Below are 16,988 nucleotides of genomic sequence, written 5' to 3' on the forward strand. Positions count from 1 at the left end.
AAAAATCTACTTTATAGCTTATATTTCTGCATTCGTTTATAAAATGTACTTCGAGGAACATTTAACAGTTTTGCGGCTAACGAAACATTTCCGTTCGTCTTTTCTAACGCTTCAATCATGCTATCACGCTGTATTTTTTCGCGAAAATTCAATGTATGTTCTGTTTTATTTTCAACTTGTAACTCAAGTTGTTGTTGATTTCCCGTCATTGTTTGTATCAAAAAAGCGACTTGCTTTTCGCATATTCCCCGTCCTTGCGACAAAATGTAAATACGTTCTAATACATTTACTAGTTCCCGAATATTTCCGGGCCATGTATGTTGTAAAAATTGATTGTATATACTCTTTGGAAATACAACATTCCAATTCTTCCGTTCACAAAAGTGTTGTATAAAATATGGGATATCCTCTTTTCTTTCTATTAACGATGGAACATATAACGGATAAACGTGCAAACGATAATATAAATCTTGACGGAATTTCCCTTCTTCTACTAACCTTAGTAAATCTTTATGTGTGGCAGTAATAATACGAATATTTACTGGTACCTCTTTTGAACTTCCTATTGGAGTTATTGTGCGTTCTTGTAAAACACGCAATAAGGCTACTTGCATCTCTGGTGGTACTTCGCCAATTTCATCTAAAAACAGTGTTCCTCCATTCGCTTGTTCAAATTTCCCTTTATATCCTTGACGTCGCGCACCTGTAAACGCACCTTCAGCATAACCAAACAATTCACTTTCCATTAATTCTTTAGGCAAAGAACCGCAGTTAACAGCTATAAAGGGTCCGTCTTTTCTTGGACTATTTTCATGAATCGCTCTCGCGACATATTCCTTTCCTACTCCTGTCTCACCACATACATACACACTAGCATCAGTCGGTGAAACAAGCTTAATTTCTTCTAGTGTGTGTTGAAATGCTTTACTTGTCCCGGTAACTCCTGGAAAAGTAATTCCTTTTATAAATGTGAAAGCAGAATATGTATTCATTTGTTTGTTTTCCTTTAAATACATACATTTCCCGATCATTCTTTCATTACTATATACCGGTATCTCTAATTTAGTTTCCAATCCATGGTGCACTAAATCTTCAAGTTTCATTCTTGACCAATTAGTTACTCGTTCCCGAACGCTCTTACTCGCAGAAACGATAACATCACGATGATTACAAATAACTACTTGTTCATCACTATCAATGACATCTAAAAAACGATGGATTAAGTGTAATTCATTTTGATGAACTCTTATGCTACATTCACGTTCAATCGCATGTGCAATTGAAGTTACCATACCGAGCATATATGGATGCGAAAATTCAATTGGACAGGAGAAATCTAGAATACCAATTAATTTCCCGTCATCGTTATGAATAGGAGCAGCCGCACAACTCCAGCTATGAGATACCACGGAGTAATGTTCAGTACCACTTATCATAATAGCTTCTTCAATTTCTAACGCTGTTCCTATTGCGTTTGTCCCCACAGCTGCTTCCGTCCATTTTACACCTTCAATAAAATTAATATGTTTCGCTCGCTTTAACGTTTGTTTATTTCCACTTAAGGATAGGACATAACCATCTGGATCGATTAATAATGCCATCATTTGTAGTTCATCAATGGTTTTTCTCATATTTTGTATTTGGGGTAATGCTATATCAAGGAAAATTTCACTCTTTTTCTTTTGTTCTCGAAAAATATTAGAAGACAAAACTTTCTGACCTTTATTCATATGAGGATTAACATTAGCCTGTTTACATCGATGCCACGATTCTGAAATTCTTTGATTTATGCGATTTGAATCAAGAACACCTTCATTAACAAACTTTTTCCATGTATGTAAGTAAAACGGTGAAGCTAACATTGTATCATCTCCCTTTTAATTGTTTTGGAGATTTATAAAACATACTTTTATTATAAAACTGAATAAAAGCGTTTTCAATACAACTAGCAATACGACACAAATATGTTAATAATTTGAATATCCTAATGCACTTCTTTATTCTTTTTTAGTAGCACTATATTTTGTATAATGGATGCAAAGAAAATACATAACCAAAACCACTTTTGTGGATTACCATTTATAAAGAAAACAATCACGGCTATTGCAAATAAAATAGCGGATGCTAAACTAAAATATAATTTTGTTTTAATTTCTATTATCCCTCACCCCTCTGTTACTTTACAGTACATACTAACTCTTCATTTTTTATCTCTACTATGTACTCCTGTAAAACATATTCTTTCCCGCCATGGTTTTCATACCATTCATGTATTCCTTTAATATGCCTCTCGTCACTTCTAATTTTCGATTCTATTTCATTATACTGTTCATAACTATCATATTCCCATATGGCAAATACTTCAGACGTACCATTCTTATTATCTTTCATCCAGCGTCCTATTAGCCTAGAACCATGCTTTAATTGATTAGGTAAGTTCGTATTATTGAAATGATCATTAAATACTTCTATAAATTCATTTTTCACTACATAGTACTTCCTTCTGTAAAACATACTTCTTCACCTCTTTCATGAAAAGTATTGGTAAATCTTCCCATCACTACCGTATTATAATACTTTCCATCCGATAGTCTTTTGTCATTTTTCAAAATGCCTTCTACTTCAAAACCTAATTTTTTATAAAGATGAATAGCTTTCTCGTTTGTCTCTAATACTTGTAAAGATATTTTATTCACTGCATTTTCGTCAGCCCATTTAATAGATTGTTGTAATAGGCTCTTCCCCATTCTATATCCCCAAAACTCTTTTAAAATGCAAACGCCAAACTCCACTTTATGAGATAATCTCTTAAAATTTGATCCTTCACATCTTGAAAATCCAACGATTCGATTGTGCACTTCTGCAACTAAAAAGAGATTCTTAGTCTCTTCACTATCTGTTTTTATTATTTTTTGAAACCCTAGGTCATCTATAAATCCCTCTCCAGCATCTCTATCCATATTTTCAGTTTCTCCATCAATCTGAACTCTAATTTTCGATAACTGCTCAGCATCTTTCTCAGCTGCAGAACGAATTGTATAAGTTAATCCATTTATATAAAACTCTTGCTCTTTTACAATCATGTCAAACTCCTTTCAAATGAATATAATGGCGCTATTACAACTTGTTTACCTTGTTTCTCAAAGTCCTGAACAGTTTCTTTACTAGCCTCTTCGTCAGTTATAATAATGTCAATTTCTTTTAGAGACTCTCCTCTTATAAAACAATCTATTCCAAGTTTATTATGCGGAACTAAACAAATATTTCTTCTAGCAATTTCACTTACTCTTTTACTAAAATAAGCAACTTCAGGTGTTGCAGTACTAATACCTTGTAATGAAATGCCTCCACCTGTAGAGAAATAAAGATCAATAGAAAATCTACTTATCAATTCAGAGGCAAGTGTATCAGTAATATTCCCTGAAGGTTTTACTTTTCCGCCAATTAAATACGTATCAATATTCTTATATTCTCGTAGATAACCAGCTATTTCTATAGAATTCGTAATAACCGTAAATGATACTTCTGGTAAATATTTCAGCATCGCATTATGAACGGAAGCCCCACCAATAAAAATTGAATCACCTTCTTGTATATAAGATACCGCAACTCTTGCAATTGTGTCCTCATATATTGAGCTATCACTATAACGTTTAGCTGGTTCCGCAGCTAAGTTTCTCACTCGCGTAAGTTCAATTGCACCTCCGTGCGTTCTTTTTAATAAACCATCCTTTTCCATAATAGACAAATCTCTTCTTATAGAATCAATAGACATATCAAATCTTTCCGCAAGATCCTTTGCGACTACTCTTCCATCTGTATTAAGTAGCTCTAAAATTTTCTCTCGACGCTCTTCAGTAAACATGTCATCACCACCGTTATTGAAGATTCAGAAACTTAAACTTTATTTTAATTATATGCATGCCTCTTCCATTTTACAATATTTTCAATTCTTATTTATTCCGTTTTATACAGTCTTCTCCCTCTTTCTATCCTGTTAACTTGACAACCGAATAAATATATATCTGTATATTATGAAAAAATACTTCCATTCATCTTCCTATTGATGTAAAATTATTCCTATGTTTTACTTTTTAATACAGAAAGGGATTACTATGAAACCATTAATCAAAACGACATGTACAGCATTATTATTTACTGGAATATTAACAGGATGTAATAGCAATACTACATCAAAACAAGAAAAGAGCGCTCTCGAAAAGAATGCAATGCACTATGGGGAAATATTTAAAAACGAATACTATAGAGCAACTGTTGAAAATGCTAAATTCGAAAAAATAGACAAAGAGTGGCGTCTCACAGCTCGCGTTACTATAAATAACGCTCGTGTTGACGGACAAACGATAGATCTTTCAGAAATAAAATATTTCATAAAAGATGACAAAACGGGTGAAAAATACGAAGGTAAAGTTATACAAAATGAAAATGCTAAAAAAATTCCATCTGAATTTTCTTTAACTACTGACATTGAATTTAATATGAAAACTTCACCAAAAGATTTAAATAATATGTATTTATACATAGATAGCAAAGCAGCGCCGTTAACAGATACATATTGGAAGCTTGATAATTTAGTATCTAAATAGAAAGACCAGTCTTACATGACTGGTCTTTTACATTCATACATTTAACTTTCATTAACACTTATATTCATTTTCTAATAACAACTTGAATAACATCAGCTAAACCAGTGTGCCCTTTCCCTTCAATTCGCTCTTGTTCGCCATTAAAGAAATGAATTACCTTATGTTCTTCACACCAAGTAAGGATATCAATTGGATCATACAGCATATCAACATCTTTTGGTCCACCAGTACCATAGTTTATTTGTTTTTTTGAGTAAACTTCAAACATAATTAAACCACCAGGCTTTATCGTTTGTATCATTTTACCTAATATCATTTTTTTATAATCATCATGAAAATGTCCAAATACCATAATTGCTGCATCATATTCATTTTCTGGCAAACTATCAGCTAATAAATCTACTTTTTTTGTATGCACGTTTACGTTATGCTTCTCTGCCAATTTTTTTGTCTTCTCTAATCCATCTTCCGAATAATCAATAGCTGTTACTTCGTTCCCTTGTCTTGCTAGAAATACAGCATTTCTACCTTCTCCCTCCGCAAAAGCTATTACTTTATTGTGATTTGCTAAACGAAATGCTTGTTCTTTAATAAATGTATTAGGTTCTTCCCCGTAAAAATATTCATCTGATTTATATCGATCATTCCAAAATTTAGTCATCATCTTCTCTCCTTCTTCATATCATTTTCTAACTACAATTAAAGATATCAAAGAGTCTTTTTATCCTTAATTAATTTAAAAATAAAAGCAGATTAAAAATCCACTTTTATTTTTTTCGCAAGATCTACGATTTTTTGATTTCGTAACTCTTCTTCCATTTTCTCTTCTGCTGCAAGCATTACTTCATTAATTAAACATCCAGGTTTGTCATGTAAACAACATTCAAACAATGATGTTTTACCTTCAATTGCATGTATAATATCTAAAAATGAAATATCTTCCCAATTCTTACTAAGCGAGTAACCGCCCTTTGGACCAGATGATGAATGTATCATCCCTTCCTTCGTCAACTTAGTTAGTATTTTAGACAAGTACGTTGGTGAAACATTTTGCATTTCTGCTAATTGGTGAACACTAACTAACTTATTTGGTGTAGCCTTTGCCAGAAAAAGCATTGTATGAAGAGCATAATTTGTAGCTTTAGAATATTTCATAGTACAGCCCCTATTGTAGACTTCATGTATCTACAATAACTTTATTTTTTTATTATGTCAAACGTTTGTAATGCTCCATAAAAAATTATTTCTTCACAAGTAATACATCTGTCGCACAAATCGTCACTTCTCTAAATGGACAGTCGAATAAAACACCTAGTTCAAAACCATCTTCAGTAAGAGCTATTTCATGATATAACCACCAAGCATTTTCAAAGTTTTCCGGCATAGAACACTTTGCTACTCCTATAAAGGTTACTTCAAATTTATCAAATTCACTAAAAGTACCACTGCAATCTAATACGATAGACAAAGTATCTTCTGACTTTCTCTTTACTACTTTAATTACACTGTCGTGTAATGATGCCTTGTGTAACTGAACGACATTTGACGGAAGTTTTTTCTCAATGGAATTAAAATATTCTACGTATGATTGATCTAATTGTGCCACTCTTTTCTCATAATCTGTTGACCACTTTCGCATACGTTTTTTCAGTTCACCTGATGGGTATTCTGAATTAGTTGTGATGTTTTGTATAATTGAGTATATCGATTCAGGAAGGAACTTTAATAAATCTATTTTCCTTTTCTCAATTTCCTCCTTTAAACTTTCTATATCCATTTCCGACCATTCTTTTATAGAATCTATAAAACTTACAAATTCTAAAACTTGCATTTCTTTATACCAATCTCTTGTAAAATATTTCAATGACACCTCTCCTAAAACATCTTTACATCCAGTAAAAACAATATACCCACTTATTATATCATTCCAATAACCATTCTTTCTAAAGAAAAAATGTAAAACTGTAAATATTCCGCCTATTATTTCTAAAACTTCAGAATATTTACAAAAGTATAAAATTAGAATACATTTTAGCTGTACAAGATTCACCTGTACAAAAATTCAAACAAAAAGGGATGGTTATATGTTGAAGAAATTAGTAGCAGGGACATTAGTAGCGGGTTTTGCACTAACTGGAGGACTAGGTGCGGTAAGTGCTGAAGAAAAAAGTAACACAATTAAGTCATTTGATTATTTAAAAGTGGATGAACAAAATGTTAATTCATTTGCAAAATTAAGTGAGCAGGATAAAAAAGATATCCAAATTACTATGGTATTACCAGAGCAAAATGAAAATGGAGATTGGCTAGCTTATGGTTTTACTAGCCGTGAAACATTAGATGCGTATATTGAAAAGGATAAAAAAGCAATTAAAAATAAAATTAATCCTTTAGGTAGCGGTGCTGGTAGTACTGATTTTTATGAACATAAAGATAAAGGTGGACAATATATTTACTGGAGTAGCGGCTTTAAAAACTTACCATCTAGCTGGAATGACAGAATTTCTTCTGTAAGTACAGCGTCACCTTCTGCAAGTTATTCAACTACACTTTGGGAGCACACTTCAACACAAGGATATGGAAAAGGCGTTTTATTTAAACATGCTGATTGGTACGGTAAAACTGCTAATTTAGCTGCTGATTGGAACGATATTACTTCAGCGATTGAAATTAAATAGTAATAAGATATTTAATTTCTTCTATAAAAATTCAAACCACTATTCTCTCTTTCATTTAGAGAATAGTGGTTTATCATATTTCTATTTAAGCATGTACAGCATGTCCTACTGCTTGCATTAACGCTTCATGAATCGCCTCAGATAAAGTTGGATGTGCTGCAATATAATCTCTCATTATATCAGCGGTAACTTCTGTATGAATCATTACGGTTCCTTGACCAATAAGTTCAGTTGCATAAGGACCGATAATAGAAATCCCTACAATTTCTTGGTATTTAGGTTCTACAATGACTTTTACTTTACCTACTTGTTCTCCTAAAATAAGAGCTTTTCCGTTCGCTGTAAAAGGAAATTCTCCGATGAGGATATCACCATATTGTTCTCTTGCACCTTTTTCACTTAACCCTACACTAGCTATTTCTGGAGCTGTGTATATACAACGGGGCACAGCGTGATAATTTACTTTCACGTCTTCTCCGCTTGCGTGTAATGCTGCTGTCGTTCCTTCATGGAAGGCAACGTGAGCAAGCTGAATTCCACCGATTACATCACCAGCTGCGTAAATATGCGATACGTTCGTTTGCATATGTTCATTCACAGAAATCCCTTTATTTGAAAACTGAACCCCTGCCTTTTCTAATCCTAATTGTTGCACTCGTGGTTTTCTTCCTACAGAAACAAGAACAAATTCTGGAGTTACTTCGTGAGTAATTCCCTCGTACTCAAATGAAGCTTGCTTCTTATAGTTATTTAATCCTTTTAAAACTGCTCCCGTAAAAATTTTCACACCATCTTTTTCTAATTTCTCTCTTAAAATATTCGCGATATCTTCATCTTCACCAGGTAGTAATTGCGGTGCCATTTCAACTATCGATACTTTTGTGCCAAGTCTACTATAAATACTTGCAAACTCACATCCTATTACACCACCGCCAACGATTAACAATGAAGATGGTACACTCTCAAGAGACATGGCATGGCTACTATTTAAAATCCATTTTCCATCGAACGGAGCGAATGGTAATTCTGTAGGTTCGGAACCAGATGCGATAATAAAGCTCTCTCCATCAACTACTTCTTCTTTATTTCCTTGTACAACTCGCACACGATGATCCGTTTCGAATTTCGCTTTTCCTTTTACAACTTTAATTTTATTTTTCTTCATTAAATATTGTATTCCTTGGACGAGTTGCATTACGATTTGTGATTTTCTCGCCTGTATTTGATTCCAATCAATTGATATACTTCCTGTATTAAGCGTAACTCCATAATCATTCGCTTTTCTCACAATGTCATGTATTTCAGCACTTTCTAATAGTGATTTCGTAGGCATACAACCAACATTTAAACACGTTCCGCCAAGTTCAGCTTCATCAATAAGAGTGACACCTTTGCCATTTTGAGCCGCGGTAATTGCCGCTACATATCCAGCTGGTCCGCCTCCAATTACAACTAGTTTACTCATTCTCTCACCTTCTCTTTATAAAAGAATTGTTATAGGTTCTTCTAAATAATGTTTAATTGTGCGTAAAAATGCAGCTGCTGGTGCACCGTCTAGTACACGATGATCGAATGTTAAACTTAAAGGTAACATACTACCTTTTTTTAATTTTTTCCCTTTATATACAGGAACATGTTCAATTGCGCCAATACCTAAAATGCCAGTCTCAGGTGTATTTAATACAGGTGTGAAATATTCAATACCAAAGCTACCTAAATTACTAATTGTAAATGTCGTTCCGTGCATATCATCACTACTTAAGCTACCTGCTCGCGCCTTTTGTGCCACATTCTTAATCTCTTTAGACAATTCTACTAAAGATAAATTATTTGCAAAGCGAATAGCTGGAACGATTAACCCTTTTTCTAATGCGACTGCCATGCCTAAATGCACATGTTCAAATTGATGAATTGCATCATCTATATAAGCGCTGTTCATTTCTTTATGCTCTCCAAGTGCTAATACAGCAGCACGCGAGACGAAATCCGTAATGGTTAATTTATTATCATATCTTTTTTGTACAACTTTCGCTATTTCTTTATGTAAAGCAACTAAATCTGTTACATCTACTTTCATCGTTAACGTTAATTGTGCGCTATTTTGTAAGCTTGCGTGCATACGATTTGCGATCGCTTTACGCATACCAGTAACAGGAATCACGTTACTTTCTTCTTGTTCAGATATTTCCGGAACGATTCCTCTTACCTCAAGTGCTTTTAATACATCTGCCTTTGTAATCCTTCCGCCAGGACCTGTACCAACTAACACCTTGATACCTAAATTTTCAGACTTTGCAATTTTCTTCGCTACAGGTGAAATTTTAATTCTTTGCTTGGCTACTTCTTTCCCATTTGGTTCTTGATTTTGTACATTTTGTACTTCTATATTAAATGTTTTTTCTTCTACCACATGTGTGCTTTCCTGCATTTCTACTTTTTCATTCGGTTTACCGATGTAGCAAATTACAGTACCAGGCGGCACCCCTTCATCTTCACTTACAGCTATATCAAGCACCGTACCATCAGCTGGCGCTTCAATTTCCGTTTCAATTTTTTCTGAATTAATACTAGCAATTAGTTCTCCTTTTGCTACATTATCGCCTGCTTTAATATTCCAGTTCGTAATAATACCTTCTTTCATCGCCATACCTAACTTTGGCATTACAACTTCTACAGCCATACTGCTCTCTCCCTTCTCATCGTTCCATTACACATGTAATAAAGATTGGTCTCCGATCATTTCTGATATAGTTTCAATTACTTTTTCTGGCGTTGGCAAATACAACTTTTCAAGTGGTGGCGAAAACGGAACAGGTGTATGTGGTGCTGTAATTCGTTTAATAGGTGCATCTAGCAAATCAAATCCTTTATCCGCTACAATTGCCGCGATATCTGTTGCGATACTACATCTTGGGTTTGCTTCGTCAATGACGATAAGACGATTTGTTTTTTCAACAGATGCTAAAATCGTATCTTCATCAAGTGGTGATAAAGATCGTGGATCGATTACTTCTACTTCAAGCCCCTTTTTCGATAATTGCTCAGCAGCTGCAAGCGCCGTATGAACTTGTTTTCCAATTGCGACGATTGTTACATCAGAACCTTCCCGTTTAATATCGGCTTTCCCTAATGGAATTGTATAGTATCCTTCTGGCACTTCACCTTTCATGTTGTAAAGTGTTTTATCTTCAAAGAAGATTACTGGGTCATCGTCTTCAATTGCTGCTAATAATAAGCCTTTTGCATCATACGGCGTGGAAGGAACAACAACTTTAATACCTGGTATGCTCGTAAATAATGCGTACAAACTTTGTGAATGCTGAGCTGCTGCACTAAAACCAGCGCCATGCATCGTACGTACTGTAACAGGTACTTTTGCTTTACCTCCAAACATATAACGGAATTTCGCACCTTGGTTTAATACTTGGTCAAGACAACTACCGATAAAATCATTAAACATTAACTCAGCTATCGGACGTAACCCAGTTGCAGCAGCTGCCATCGCGGCTCCCATATAACCCGCTTCAGAAATTGGTGTATCCAATATACGATTTCGACCAAACTCTTGTACAAGTCCTTTCGTAACACCAAGAACACCGCCCCATGCTTCATCATCTTGCAAATGATCAACTTGTGCACCACCTGCAACGTCTTCTCCTATTAAAATTACATTTTCATCACGGCGCATCGATATTTTCATCGCTTCATTAATTGCAGTTGACATACTTACTGTTCTAGTCATAATTTTTCACCCTCCTCTTATTTATAAGAAACATAAACATCTTTTAATAATTCTTCATCATCTGGATACGGACTATTTTCACTAAACTCAATTGATCTTTGTACTGCCTCATCTACTGGCTTTTCCATATCCACAAGTTCAGACTCAGTTAATAAAGCTTCATGAATTAAATGCTTACGAAAATTCACAATTGCATCTTTTTCATTTAAATGTTCTTCTTTTTCTTCTGATGTTTTATATGTTTGCGCTTCACCTTCGAAATGACCGTAATTACGATATGTCATACATTCAATAATTGTTGGACCATCACCATTACGCGCACGTTCCACTGCTTCTGCAGCAGCTTTATATACAGCTAGAAGATCTTTTCCATCTACTTGAACACCTGGAATATTATAAGCTTTTGCACGATCAGCAATAGAATCACAACTTGAAGCATATTCAAATGTAGTTGCTTCACCGTAACCGTTATTTTCTGCGATAAAAATAACTGGTAACTTCCAAATCGCCGCTAAATTAACCCCTTCATGAAATGTCCCTTCATTATTTGCTCCGTCACCGAAGAAGCAAACACTTACATCTTTTGTTCCTTTATATTTAGCTGTTAATGCTGAACCGCAAGCAAGTGGGAAACCGCCGCCTACAATGCCATTCGCACCTAGCATTCCTTTATCTAAATCGGCAATATGCATGGAACCGCCTTTTCCTTTACATAATCCTGTCGCTTTCCCGAAAAGTTCAGCCATCATACCATTTAAATCACAACCTTTTGCGATACAATGTCCATGACCTCTATGTGTACTTGTAATACTGTCACTATCCGTTAAGTGGGCACATACACCAACTGCTACTGCTTCTTCACCTGCGTATAAATGAACGAAACCAGGCAAAACGCCTTGCGCGAACAATTCATGCACCTTATCTTCAAACTTACGAATCTCTAACATTTTTTCGTACATCCAACGAGCTTGTTCTTTCGTAATTTCATTCCCTTTACTTTCAGTTGTTTTTAACATGTCCAGCCCTCCTATTTTCTTGTTCGTCTTTTATATTGCAAGTACCGTGCCAAATTCTAATCCTTGCTTTAATAGGTTTTCGCTTTTCTTTCATAATAAAAAGTGGACAAAATGAGACATTTGTCTCGTTTTGTCCACTTTTGTTCACCTAATTTGAGAACTATTATCTTATTTATTATCAAAGCTCTGCTGTAATTTTCGGATGTAAATAATTTGCCCAATATGATATGCATTATGAGTTGTTACATTCGCTAACACTTCCCACCATTTTGCAGAAACAGGAAATCCCACTACATCACTTTCAACCTTTTCTTCATTTATGAGAGTTTGCCATTGTAGCAGTTTTTCTAGTAGTTTTTCCCGTAATTCATCGAAAGTTTGATTATCTGAAAGCATAAAACTTTTATTATTATCTCCTATAGCGGGTACTGCATTAACATGTGATTCTTTATACCTAGTTTGCCACGTAGAGTTCCAATACAGTAAATGTTGTACAATTTCGGCTATACTATTACACTCTTCATTCGGTTTCCAGAAAGCTTCCCTCTCAGATAAATCCTTAACTGCATCTGAAAATGGCATATACCAACTGGGATCATTCGCATTTGCTAATAACTGATCTGCTAATACATCTTTCACATGGACCATTTTTCTTCCCTCATTTCATTATCATATTAATATACACTACTCTATATACGCTCATTCCCTATAATCCCCTTTTTTGCATACAAATTGATTTCATACTGAATGTAAGAATAATAGATTTTCTTATCATAACTCGTTATGATAAAAGAAAAAGAAAGCTGGCGAAAAATGAATAAAAAAATCGCAATAATTACAGGAGCCTCAAGTGGATTTGGACTATTAACTACACTCGAACTCGCAAAAAAAAATTATTTAGTTATCGCTACAATGCGAAACCTTGAAAAACAAGTGCGCTTAATATCTCAAGTTACTCAACTTAACTTACAGCAAAATATAAAAGTTCAACAATTAGATGTAACCGATCAAAATTCTATACATAACTTCCAATTATTTTTAAAAGAAATACAAAAAGTAGACCTTCTTGTTAATAATGCAGGATATGCAAATGGCGGCTTTGTAGAAGAAATTCCAGTAGAGGAATACCGTAAACAATTTGAAACAAACCTATTTGGAGCTATATCAATTACCCAGCTTGTCTTACCGTATATGAGAAAACAAAGAAGTGGAAAAATCATTAATATAAGCAGCATTAGCGGTCAAGTTGGATTCCCTGGTTTATCTCCTTATGTATCTTCAAAATATGCATTAGAAGGCTGGAGTGAATCGCTTCGCTTAGAAGTAAAACCTTTCGGAATAGATGTTGCTTTAATTGAACCAGGTTCTTATAACACAAACATATGGGAGGTTGGGAAACAACTAGCTGAAAACCAATCTGATACAACATCTCCTTACAAAGAGTATATGGATAAAATACAAAAACATATTAATAGCGGTAGTAATACATTTGGTAATCCGATAGATGTTGCTAATAAAATTGTTGAAATTGCTGAATCTAAGCGTACAAATTTACGATATCCAATCGGTAAAGGTTTGAAATTTATGATTTTTGCGAAGAAGATTCTTCCTTGGAAATTGTGGGAATACCTTGTTTTGAGAAGCTTTAAGAAGATGTAATCAACTTTTTGAAAACTATTTTGAAAGGGATGCTAATTAAATGTTAGGTTTACCGTATGGGAAAGTGTTTTTAGTGCCGTGGACTGAAGAATGGGAAATTGAGTTTATGAAAGAGAAACAACTCATTGAGGAACAAATTGGCGAACATATTTTAGCGATACACCATATTGGTAGTACTTCTATTCCATATTTAAGTGCAAAGCCCATTATTGATATAGCAATTGAATTAGAAAATTATACGGACGGTATACATTGTATTAAAAAGTTAGAACTACTAAACTATAAATATAGAAAAGAAGTATTACCCGAAAGATACTATTTTAATAAAGGTGAACCAAGAACTCATCAAATTCATATGTATGAACAAGGGAATACATATTTAATAGAACAATTACAATTTCGTGATTACTTAATAGACAATAAAACTGCACGCATGCAGTATGAACAGTTAAAAATTCAACTTTCACAAGCTAATCCTACTGATAAACATAAGTATGCAGAGGATAAAACTAATTTCATTACATCTATATTAACTAAAATAAATGTTTAAATAAACAAGAAACCATTTAGTAGTAAATGGTTTCTTGTTTATTAGTTATTTCATTATTTGTACTATCAAATTTTTATTATACAGCAGGTGGAAAGAAGTAAAATAGTATCGAAGTCATAAAAATAAACGTGAATACCCCAATTACCGAAAATATATATTCTTTCGACTCTCTATCATACTTCCATTCCATCAATGCTCTTAAGATTAACGTCCCACCTAAATAAGTAAAAATGACATAAGCAATATTAATACTTTCAAATTTAAAGATAAATATAAAGCTAGTTATTAAATAAATAAAAAGTAGTCCTATTTCCAATTTTTTATGTAAACTATTTACATGTTTCTTATATCCCCAAAAACCACCCTTGGGCATATTCAATTTTTTTCTTAAAAACTTATCGAGAAAATAGATAGCTATACAAAAAACAATAGTTATAATCCAAAAAGTAGAAGCTCCCATTTTCACCCCTCCTATTATTTCATTTAATTACTTGAAATAAATTGGACTATATTACGGTTATCCCCTTCTAAATAACTTATGATGCCTTCAGGATATGTCAGCTTCTCCTGTAATTCCTCTAGACTTTTCCAAATTAATATAATATCCTCATGCTCTTTATGCCTTATTTCATTTGTAATGATTTTTTCAACAGTCCCCCAATGTATCAATGTACAATGATGACCTTTTTCGTTGTCCCACTCAAAAATCTGTTCATTTACAATTGCTAACTCTTGAACATCAACTTTCAAATCGTACTCTTCTATTAACTCTCGAATTATTGCTTCTTTTGACGTTTCACCAAATTCAATAGAGCCACCTGGAAAACGATAAAATGATTCATTTTCATCGCATTGTACAAGTACTTTAGAATGATCTTCATTTAAAATCATTGCTTCAGCACGTAATTTAGGATTTTTCATTTTGTCTCCCCATTCATTCCACATATAATTAAATCCACTAGGTATAAAAGAAAAGATTAAGCATAATTCCTGTTATTACTAATAGCGGAACCGCTCCTAAAGAAATGACATATTCCCTCGATTCTTTATCAAATTTCCACTCCATAAATGATTGAAGGCAGTATAAAGTTATTAAAAATAAAATGGGTAAATTACTAATATAAACGGGATTTAAAGTAGCACATATCATCGTAACAATTATATAAGAAATAATAAGAGCCCTAGTGCCCCATTTATGAAAGTTGTTTACATATTTACTATTCCAGTCTGTTTGTTTCGGTATATTTAGTTTTTTCCTCACTACTTTTTCAAAAACAACTAAGGATATAATCCATACTATTAATAAAATTCCTTTAACCCAAAACAGTGATGTTTCCTCCTTTACCTTTTCTCCGGCTGATCACTCGGATACGTAGCATGCCTTTTATTTTCTACGTCCCAACTAATAATTGTCGCACTATCACGTCCCAACTGATGATGCACGTGTTCTAAAACATTGTGAATATTTTCTTTAAGTGTTTTATCATTTCTATTCATAGCATTATACAAATTTACAGGTGTTTCATATCGGCGTTCCCCGCATTCTAATACACCATCTGTCACCATTACAATTCGGTTCTTTCCAGTACGTAATTCACGAATACCTGATGAATAGCAAGGCACAGGTAAATCAAATGTGTTTACATTTCCAATCCATTCGTAAAAATGACGTTGATTTAATGCATATTGTCCTAACTTATGTAACTCTTCATGAAATACATACACTAAACAATCACCGATAGAAAGCCACCATATATAATTTTCTTTCCTTACACATAGTAAGCAAGCTGTTTCACCTTTAATTTTTTTGCACTTTTCCTTTAATGAAGATGACTGAAAAATTGTCAGTATATGATTTTCAATAGATTGAAACACTGTATTAATTGATTCATTCAAAATTACTTTTATATTTTCATATTCTTTTTCGATTGTATTTACTACTAAATCAACACTTTTTGCACTATTATGTCCATCTAATATAGCTGCAAATTCCCAATCACCATTTGACCAAACTAACGCACCATATTCGTTCTTTTTTGCTCCGGCACTAATATTCCCACCATATGCACCGAGCACGATATCACCATATTGCTTTACCGAAATTTCGTCTAAACACATTTCTCTACTTCCAACCCATGAATGTTGTCTATTATTTGTTGTATGCATATTCACTCACCATATACTCTCGTATTCTTTCGCATAGTTTTTTGATTTTCGCTGCTTCACCATATGGTGCGCCGGTCCATTTCGCTATCTCGGTTGGTGACCAAAACTCTTTTGGTGTATTTGCATAACGCGGTATGATATGCATATGCATATGTGGTACACCATTCCCTGAAACAAAAGTGTAAATATGCTCTGCACCTTCGCTTTCTTTTAGCGCTTTACTTACTCTACTTGTTATAAGTCCGAACGCTTTCGCTTCTTCATCTGTTAGTTCAGCGAGGCCAGGTACATGCCTTTTTATATCTATCATTACATAACCCAAGTATGTTTCTTCACTATCCCAGTGGACATGTCCAACGTAAAGCAGTTCATCTTCGTAAATAGCTCCACCTGGAACTATAATATTTCCTTTATGCTTTTCACAAATAAAACAGTTTAGTTTTACTTGATCGTTCGTTGACATATTCATCACCATCCTTTTCATATATAATATCATAAAAAAAGGAAAAACAGGATTTATATTCCGAAGATTCACTCTTTTGATACAGCAATTTTTGAAATGAATTTAAA

Annotated in this window: 21 protein-coding genes; 4 read left to right on the forward strand and 17 right to left on the reverse strand. The window is 33.8% G+C overall.

The window, feature by feature from the left end:
- Positions 1-11 precede the first annotated feature (11 nt).
- The 4 genes from BC_RS13830 to BC_RS13845 all read right to left on the reverse strand — a co-directional run bounded on the left by BC_RS13830 (position 12) and on the right by BC_RS13845 (position 3,865).
- On the reverse strand, positions 12-1,862 hold the full coding sequence (locus tag BC_RS13830) for a sigma-54-dependent Fis family transcriptional regulator (RefSeq protein ID WP_000881436.1): 1,851 nt from the start codon (positions 1,860-1,862) through the stop codon (positions 12-14).
- Positions 1,863-2,175: 313 nt separating this feature from the next.
- Positions 2,176-2,514: an NIPSNAP family protein gene (locus tag BC_RS13835; protein ID WP_000499991.1), complete on the reverse strand. Its 339-nt coding sequence runs from the start codon at positions 2,512-2,514 to the stop codon at positions 2,176-2,178.
- Positions 2,487-3,083, reverse strand: coding sequence for a GNAT family N-acetyltransferase (locus BC_RS13840; protein ID WP_000635682.1), 597 nt, complete (start codon positions 3,081-3,083; stop codon positions 2,487-2,489). The genes BC_RS13835 and BC_RS13840 overlap by 28 nt, the downstream gene beginning before the upstream one ends.
- The gene (locus tag BC_RS13845) at positions 3,080-3,865 is read right to left on the reverse strand and encodes a DeoR/GlpR family DNA-binding transcription regulator (protein ID WP_000493645.1); all 786 of its coding nucleotides are present in this window, start codon (positions 3,863-3,865) and stop codon (positions 3,080-3,082) included. The genes BC_RS13840 and BC_RS13845 overlap by 4 nt, the downstream gene beginning before the upstream one ends.
- A gap of 250 nt (positions 3,866-4,115) precedes the next feature.
- Between BC_RS13845 and BC_RS13850 the strand changes: the two genes are divergently transcribed.
- Positions 4,116-4,607: a hypothetical protein gene (locus BC_RS13850; protein WP_000803253.1), complete on the forward strand. Its 492-nt coding sequence runs from the start codon at positions 4,116-4,118 to the stop codon at positions 4,605-4,607.
- Between the two features lie 64 nt (positions 4,608-4,671).
- Here BC_RS13850 and BC_RS13855 read toward each other — a convergent pair whose 3' ends face one another.
- From BC_RS13855 to BC_RS13865, 3 genes are all read right to left on the reverse strand, one after another.
- Positions 4,672-5,271 carry a class I SAM-dependent methyltransferase gene (locus BC_RS13855; RefSeq protein ID WP_002041261.1) on the reverse strand — a complete coding sequence of 200 codons (600 nt, stop codon included), beginning with the start codon at positions 5,269-5,271 and terminating at the stop codon, positions 4,672-4,674.
- 89 nt (positions 5,272-5,360) lie between these two features.
- The gene (locus tag BC_RS13860) at positions 5,361-5,762 is read right to left on the reverse strand and encodes an Rrf2 family transcriptional regulator (RefSeq protein ID WP_000877650.1); all 402 of its coding nucleotides are present in this window, start codon (positions 5,760-5,762) and stop codon (positions 5,361-5,363) included.
- A gap of 85 nt (positions 5,763-5,847) precedes the next feature.
- Entirely contained in the window at positions 5,848-6,471 is a 624-nt protein-coding gene (locus BC_RS13865; protein ID WP_000873443.1) for a DUF4085 domain-containing protein, read from the reverse strand.
- 220 nt (positions 6,472-6,691) lie between these two features.
- Here BC_RS13865 and BC_RS13870 point away from each other — a divergent pair, with 220 nt between their 5' ends.
- Positions 6,692-7,285, forward strand: a complete 594-nt coding sequence (locus BC_RS13870) for a hypothetical protein (RefSeq protein ID WP_000914443.1) — start codon at positions 6,692-6,694, stop codon at positions 7,283-7,285.
- A gap of 85 nt (positions 7,286-7,370) precedes the next feature.
- Here BC_RS13870 and lpdA read toward each other — a convergent pair whose 3' ends face one another.
- The 5 genes from lpdA to BC_RS13895 all read right to left on the reverse strand — a co-directional run bounded on the left by lpdA (position 7,371) and on the right by BC_RS13895 (position 12,691).
- On the reverse strand, positions 7,371-8,750 hold the full coding sequence (gene lpdA, locus BC_RS13875; protein WP_000041217.1) for a dihydrolipoyl dehydrogenase: 1,380 nt from the start codon (positions 8,748-8,750) through the stop codon (positions 7,371-7,373).
- Between the two features lie 15 nt (positions 8,751-8,765).
- The gene (locus BC_RS13880; RefSeq protein ID WP_000257743.1) at positions 8,766-9,965 is read right to left on the reverse strand and encodes a dihydrolipoamide acetyltransferase family protein; all 1,200 of its coding nucleotides are present in this window, start codon (positions 9,963-9,965) and stop codon (positions 8,766-8,768) included.
- A gap of 27 nt (positions 9,966-9,992) precedes the next feature.
- Positions 9,993-11,027, reverse strand: a complete 1,035-nt coding sequence (acoB, locus tag BC_RS13885) for an acetoin:2,6-dichlorophenolindophenol oxidoreductase subunit beta (RefSeq protein ID WP_000198892.1) — start codon at positions 11,025-11,027, stop codon at positions 9,993-9,995.
- A gap of 17 nt (positions 11,028-11,044) precedes the next feature.
- Positions 11,045-12,043 (reverse strand): acetoin:2,6-dichlorophenolindophenol oxidoreductase subunit alpha, encoded by a 999-nt coding sequence (gene acoA / locus BC_RS13890; protein WP_000921273.1) that lies wholly within the window; start codon positions 12,041-12,043, stop codon positions 11,045-11,047.
- Positions 12,044-12,211: 168 nt separating this feature from the next.
- Positions 12,212-12,691, reverse strand: coding sequence for a DinB family protein (locus BC_RS13895; RefSeq protein WP_000233792.1), 480 nt, complete (start codon positions 12,689-12,691; stop codon positions 12,212-12,214).
- Positions 12,692-12,856: 165 nt separating this feature from the next.
- On the opposite strand from BC_RS13895, the gene BC_RS13900 reads away from it, so the two are divergent.
- Both BC_RS13900 and BC_RS13905 read left to right on the forward strand, forming a co-directional pair.
- Positions 12,857-13,702: an oxidoreductase gene (locus BC_RS13900; RefSeq protein WP_001034812.1), complete on the forward strand. Its 846-nt coding sequence runs from the start codon at positions 12,857-12,859 to the stop codon at positions 13,700-13,702.
- A gap of 40 nt (positions 13,703-13,742) precedes the next feature.
- The gene (locus tag BC_RS13905; RefSeq protein ID WP_000901214.1) at positions 13,743-14,252 is read left to right on the forward strand and encodes a GrpB family protein; all 510 of its coding nucleotides are present in this window, start codon (positions 13,743-13,745) and stop codon (positions 14,250-14,252) included.
- 76 nt (positions 14,253-14,328) lie between these two features.
- Here the strand turns inward: BC_RS13905 and BC_RS13910 are convergent, their stop codons facing one another.
- From BC_RS13910 to BC_RS13930, 5 genes are read right to left on the reverse strand one after another with little or no spacing between them, the layout of a single operon-like run.
- Positions 14,329-14,712: a DUF4181 domain-containing protein gene (locus BC_RS13910; RefSeq protein WP_000501285.1), complete on the reverse strand. Its 384-nt coding sequence runs from the start codon at positions 14,710-14,712 to the stop codon at positions 14,329-14,331.
- 23 nt (positions 14,713-14,735) lie between these two features.
- Positions 14,736-15,173 (reverse strand): NUDIX domain-containing protein, encoded by a 438-nt coding sequence (locus tag BC_RS13915; protein ID WP_000795351.1) that lies wholly within the window; start codon positions 15,171-15,173, stop codon positions 14,736-14,738.
- A gap of 37 nt (positions 15,174-15,210) precedes the next feature.
- The gene (locus BC_RS13920; protein WP_078214853.1) at positions 15,211-15,540 is read right to left on the reverse strand and encodes a DUF4181 domain-containing protein; all 330 of its coding nucleotides are present in this window, start codon (positions 15,538-15,540) and stop codon (positions 15,211-15,213) included.
- A gap of 53 nt (positions 15,541-15,593) precedes the next feature.
- Positions 15,594-16,418, reverse strand: coding sequence for a PP2C family serine/threonine-protein phosphatase (locus BC_RS13925; RefSeq protein WP_000557577.1), 825 nt, complete (start codon positions 16,416-16,418; stop codon positions 15,594-15,596).
- Positions 16,402-16,893, reverse strand: a complete 492-nt coding sequence (locus tag BC_RS13930; RefSeq protein ID WP_002195555.1) for an HIT family protein — start codon at positions 16,891-16,893, stop codon at positions 16,402-16,404. The genes BC_RS13925 and BC_RS13930 overlap by 17 nt, the downstream gene beginning before the upstream one ends.
- Positions 16,894-16,988 lie beyond the last annotated feature (95 nt).

The organism is Bacillus cereus ATCC 14579 (assembly GCF_000007825.1).
GTDB classification, from domain to species: domain Bacteria; phylum Bacillota; class Bacilli; order Bacillales; family Bacillaceae_G; genus Bacillus_A; species Bacillus_A cereus.

Coding starts and splice junctions, on each gene's coding strand:
- BC_RS13900 (WP_001034812.1), top strand. CDS start 12,857: ATGAATAAAAAAATCGCAATAATTACAGGAGCCTCAAGTGGATTTGGA.
- BC_RS13850 (WP_000803253.1), top strand. CDS start 4,116: ATGAAACCATTAATCAAAACGACATGTACAGCATTATTATTTACTGGA.
- BC_RS13835 (WP_000499991.1), bottom strand. CDS start 2,514: ATGTTTTACAGAAGGAAGTACTATGTAGTGAAAAATGAATTTATAGAA.
- lpdA (WP_000041217.1), bottom strand. CDS start 8,750: ATGAGTAAACTAGTTGTAATTGGAGGCGGACCAGCTGGATATGTAGCG.
- BC_RS13830 (WP_000881436.1), bottom strand. CDS start 1,862: ATGTTAGCTTCACCGTTTTACTTACATACATGGAAAAAGTTTGTTAAT.
- BC_RS13925 (WP_000557577.1), bottom strand. CDS start 16,418: ATGCATACAACAAATAATAGACAACATTCATGGGTTGGAAGTAGAGAA.
- BC_RS13880 (WP_000257743.1), bottom strand. CDS start 9,965: ATGGCTGTAGAAGTTGTAATGCCAAAGTTAGGTATGGCGATGAAAGAA.
- BC_RS13930 (WP_002195555.1), bottom strand. CDS start 16,893: ATGGTGATGAATATGTCAACGAACGATCAAGTAAAACTAAACTGTTTT.
- BC_RS13855 (WP_002041261.1), bottom strand. CDS start 5,271: ATGATGACTAAATTTTGGAATGATCGATATAAATCAGATGAATATTTT.
- BC_RS13895 (WP_000233792.1), bottom strand. CDS start 12,691: ATGGTCCATGTGAAAGATGTATTAGCAGATCAGTTATTAGCAAATGCG.
- BC_RS13860 (WP_000877650.1), bottom strand. CDS start 5,762: ATGAAATATTCTAAAGCTACAAATTATGCTCTTCATACAATGCTTTTT.
- BC_RS13870 (WP_000914443.1), top strand. CDS start 6,692: ATGTTGAAGAAATTAGTAGCAGGGACATTAGTAGCGGGTTTTGCACTA.
- BC_RS13915 (WP_000795351.1), bottom strand. CDS start 15,173: ATGAAAAATCCTAAATTACGTGCTGAAGCAATGATTTTAAATGAAGAT.
- BC_RS13905 (WP_000901214.1), top strand. CDS start 13,743: ATGTTAGGTTTACCGTATGGGAAAGTGTTTTTAGTGCCGTGGACTGAA.
- acoA (WP_000921273.1), bottom strand. CDS start 12,043: ATGTTAAAAACAACTGAAAGTAAAGGGAATGAAATTACGAAAGAACAA.
- acoB (WP_000198892.1), bottom strand. CDS start 11,027: ATGACTAGAACAGTAAGTATGTCAACTGCAATTAATGAAGCGATGAAA.
- BC_RS13845 (WP_000493645.1), bottom strand. CDS start 3,865: ATGTTTACTGAAGAGCGTCGAGAGAAAATTTTAGAGCTACTTAATACA.
- BC_RS13840 (WP_000635682.1), bottom strand. CDS start 3,083: ATGATTGTAAAAGAGCAAGAGTTTTATATAAATGGATTAACTTATACA.
- BC_RS13910 (WP_000501285.1), bottom strand. CDS start 14,712: ATGGGAGCTTCTACTTTTTGGATTATAACTATTGTTTTTTGTATAGCT.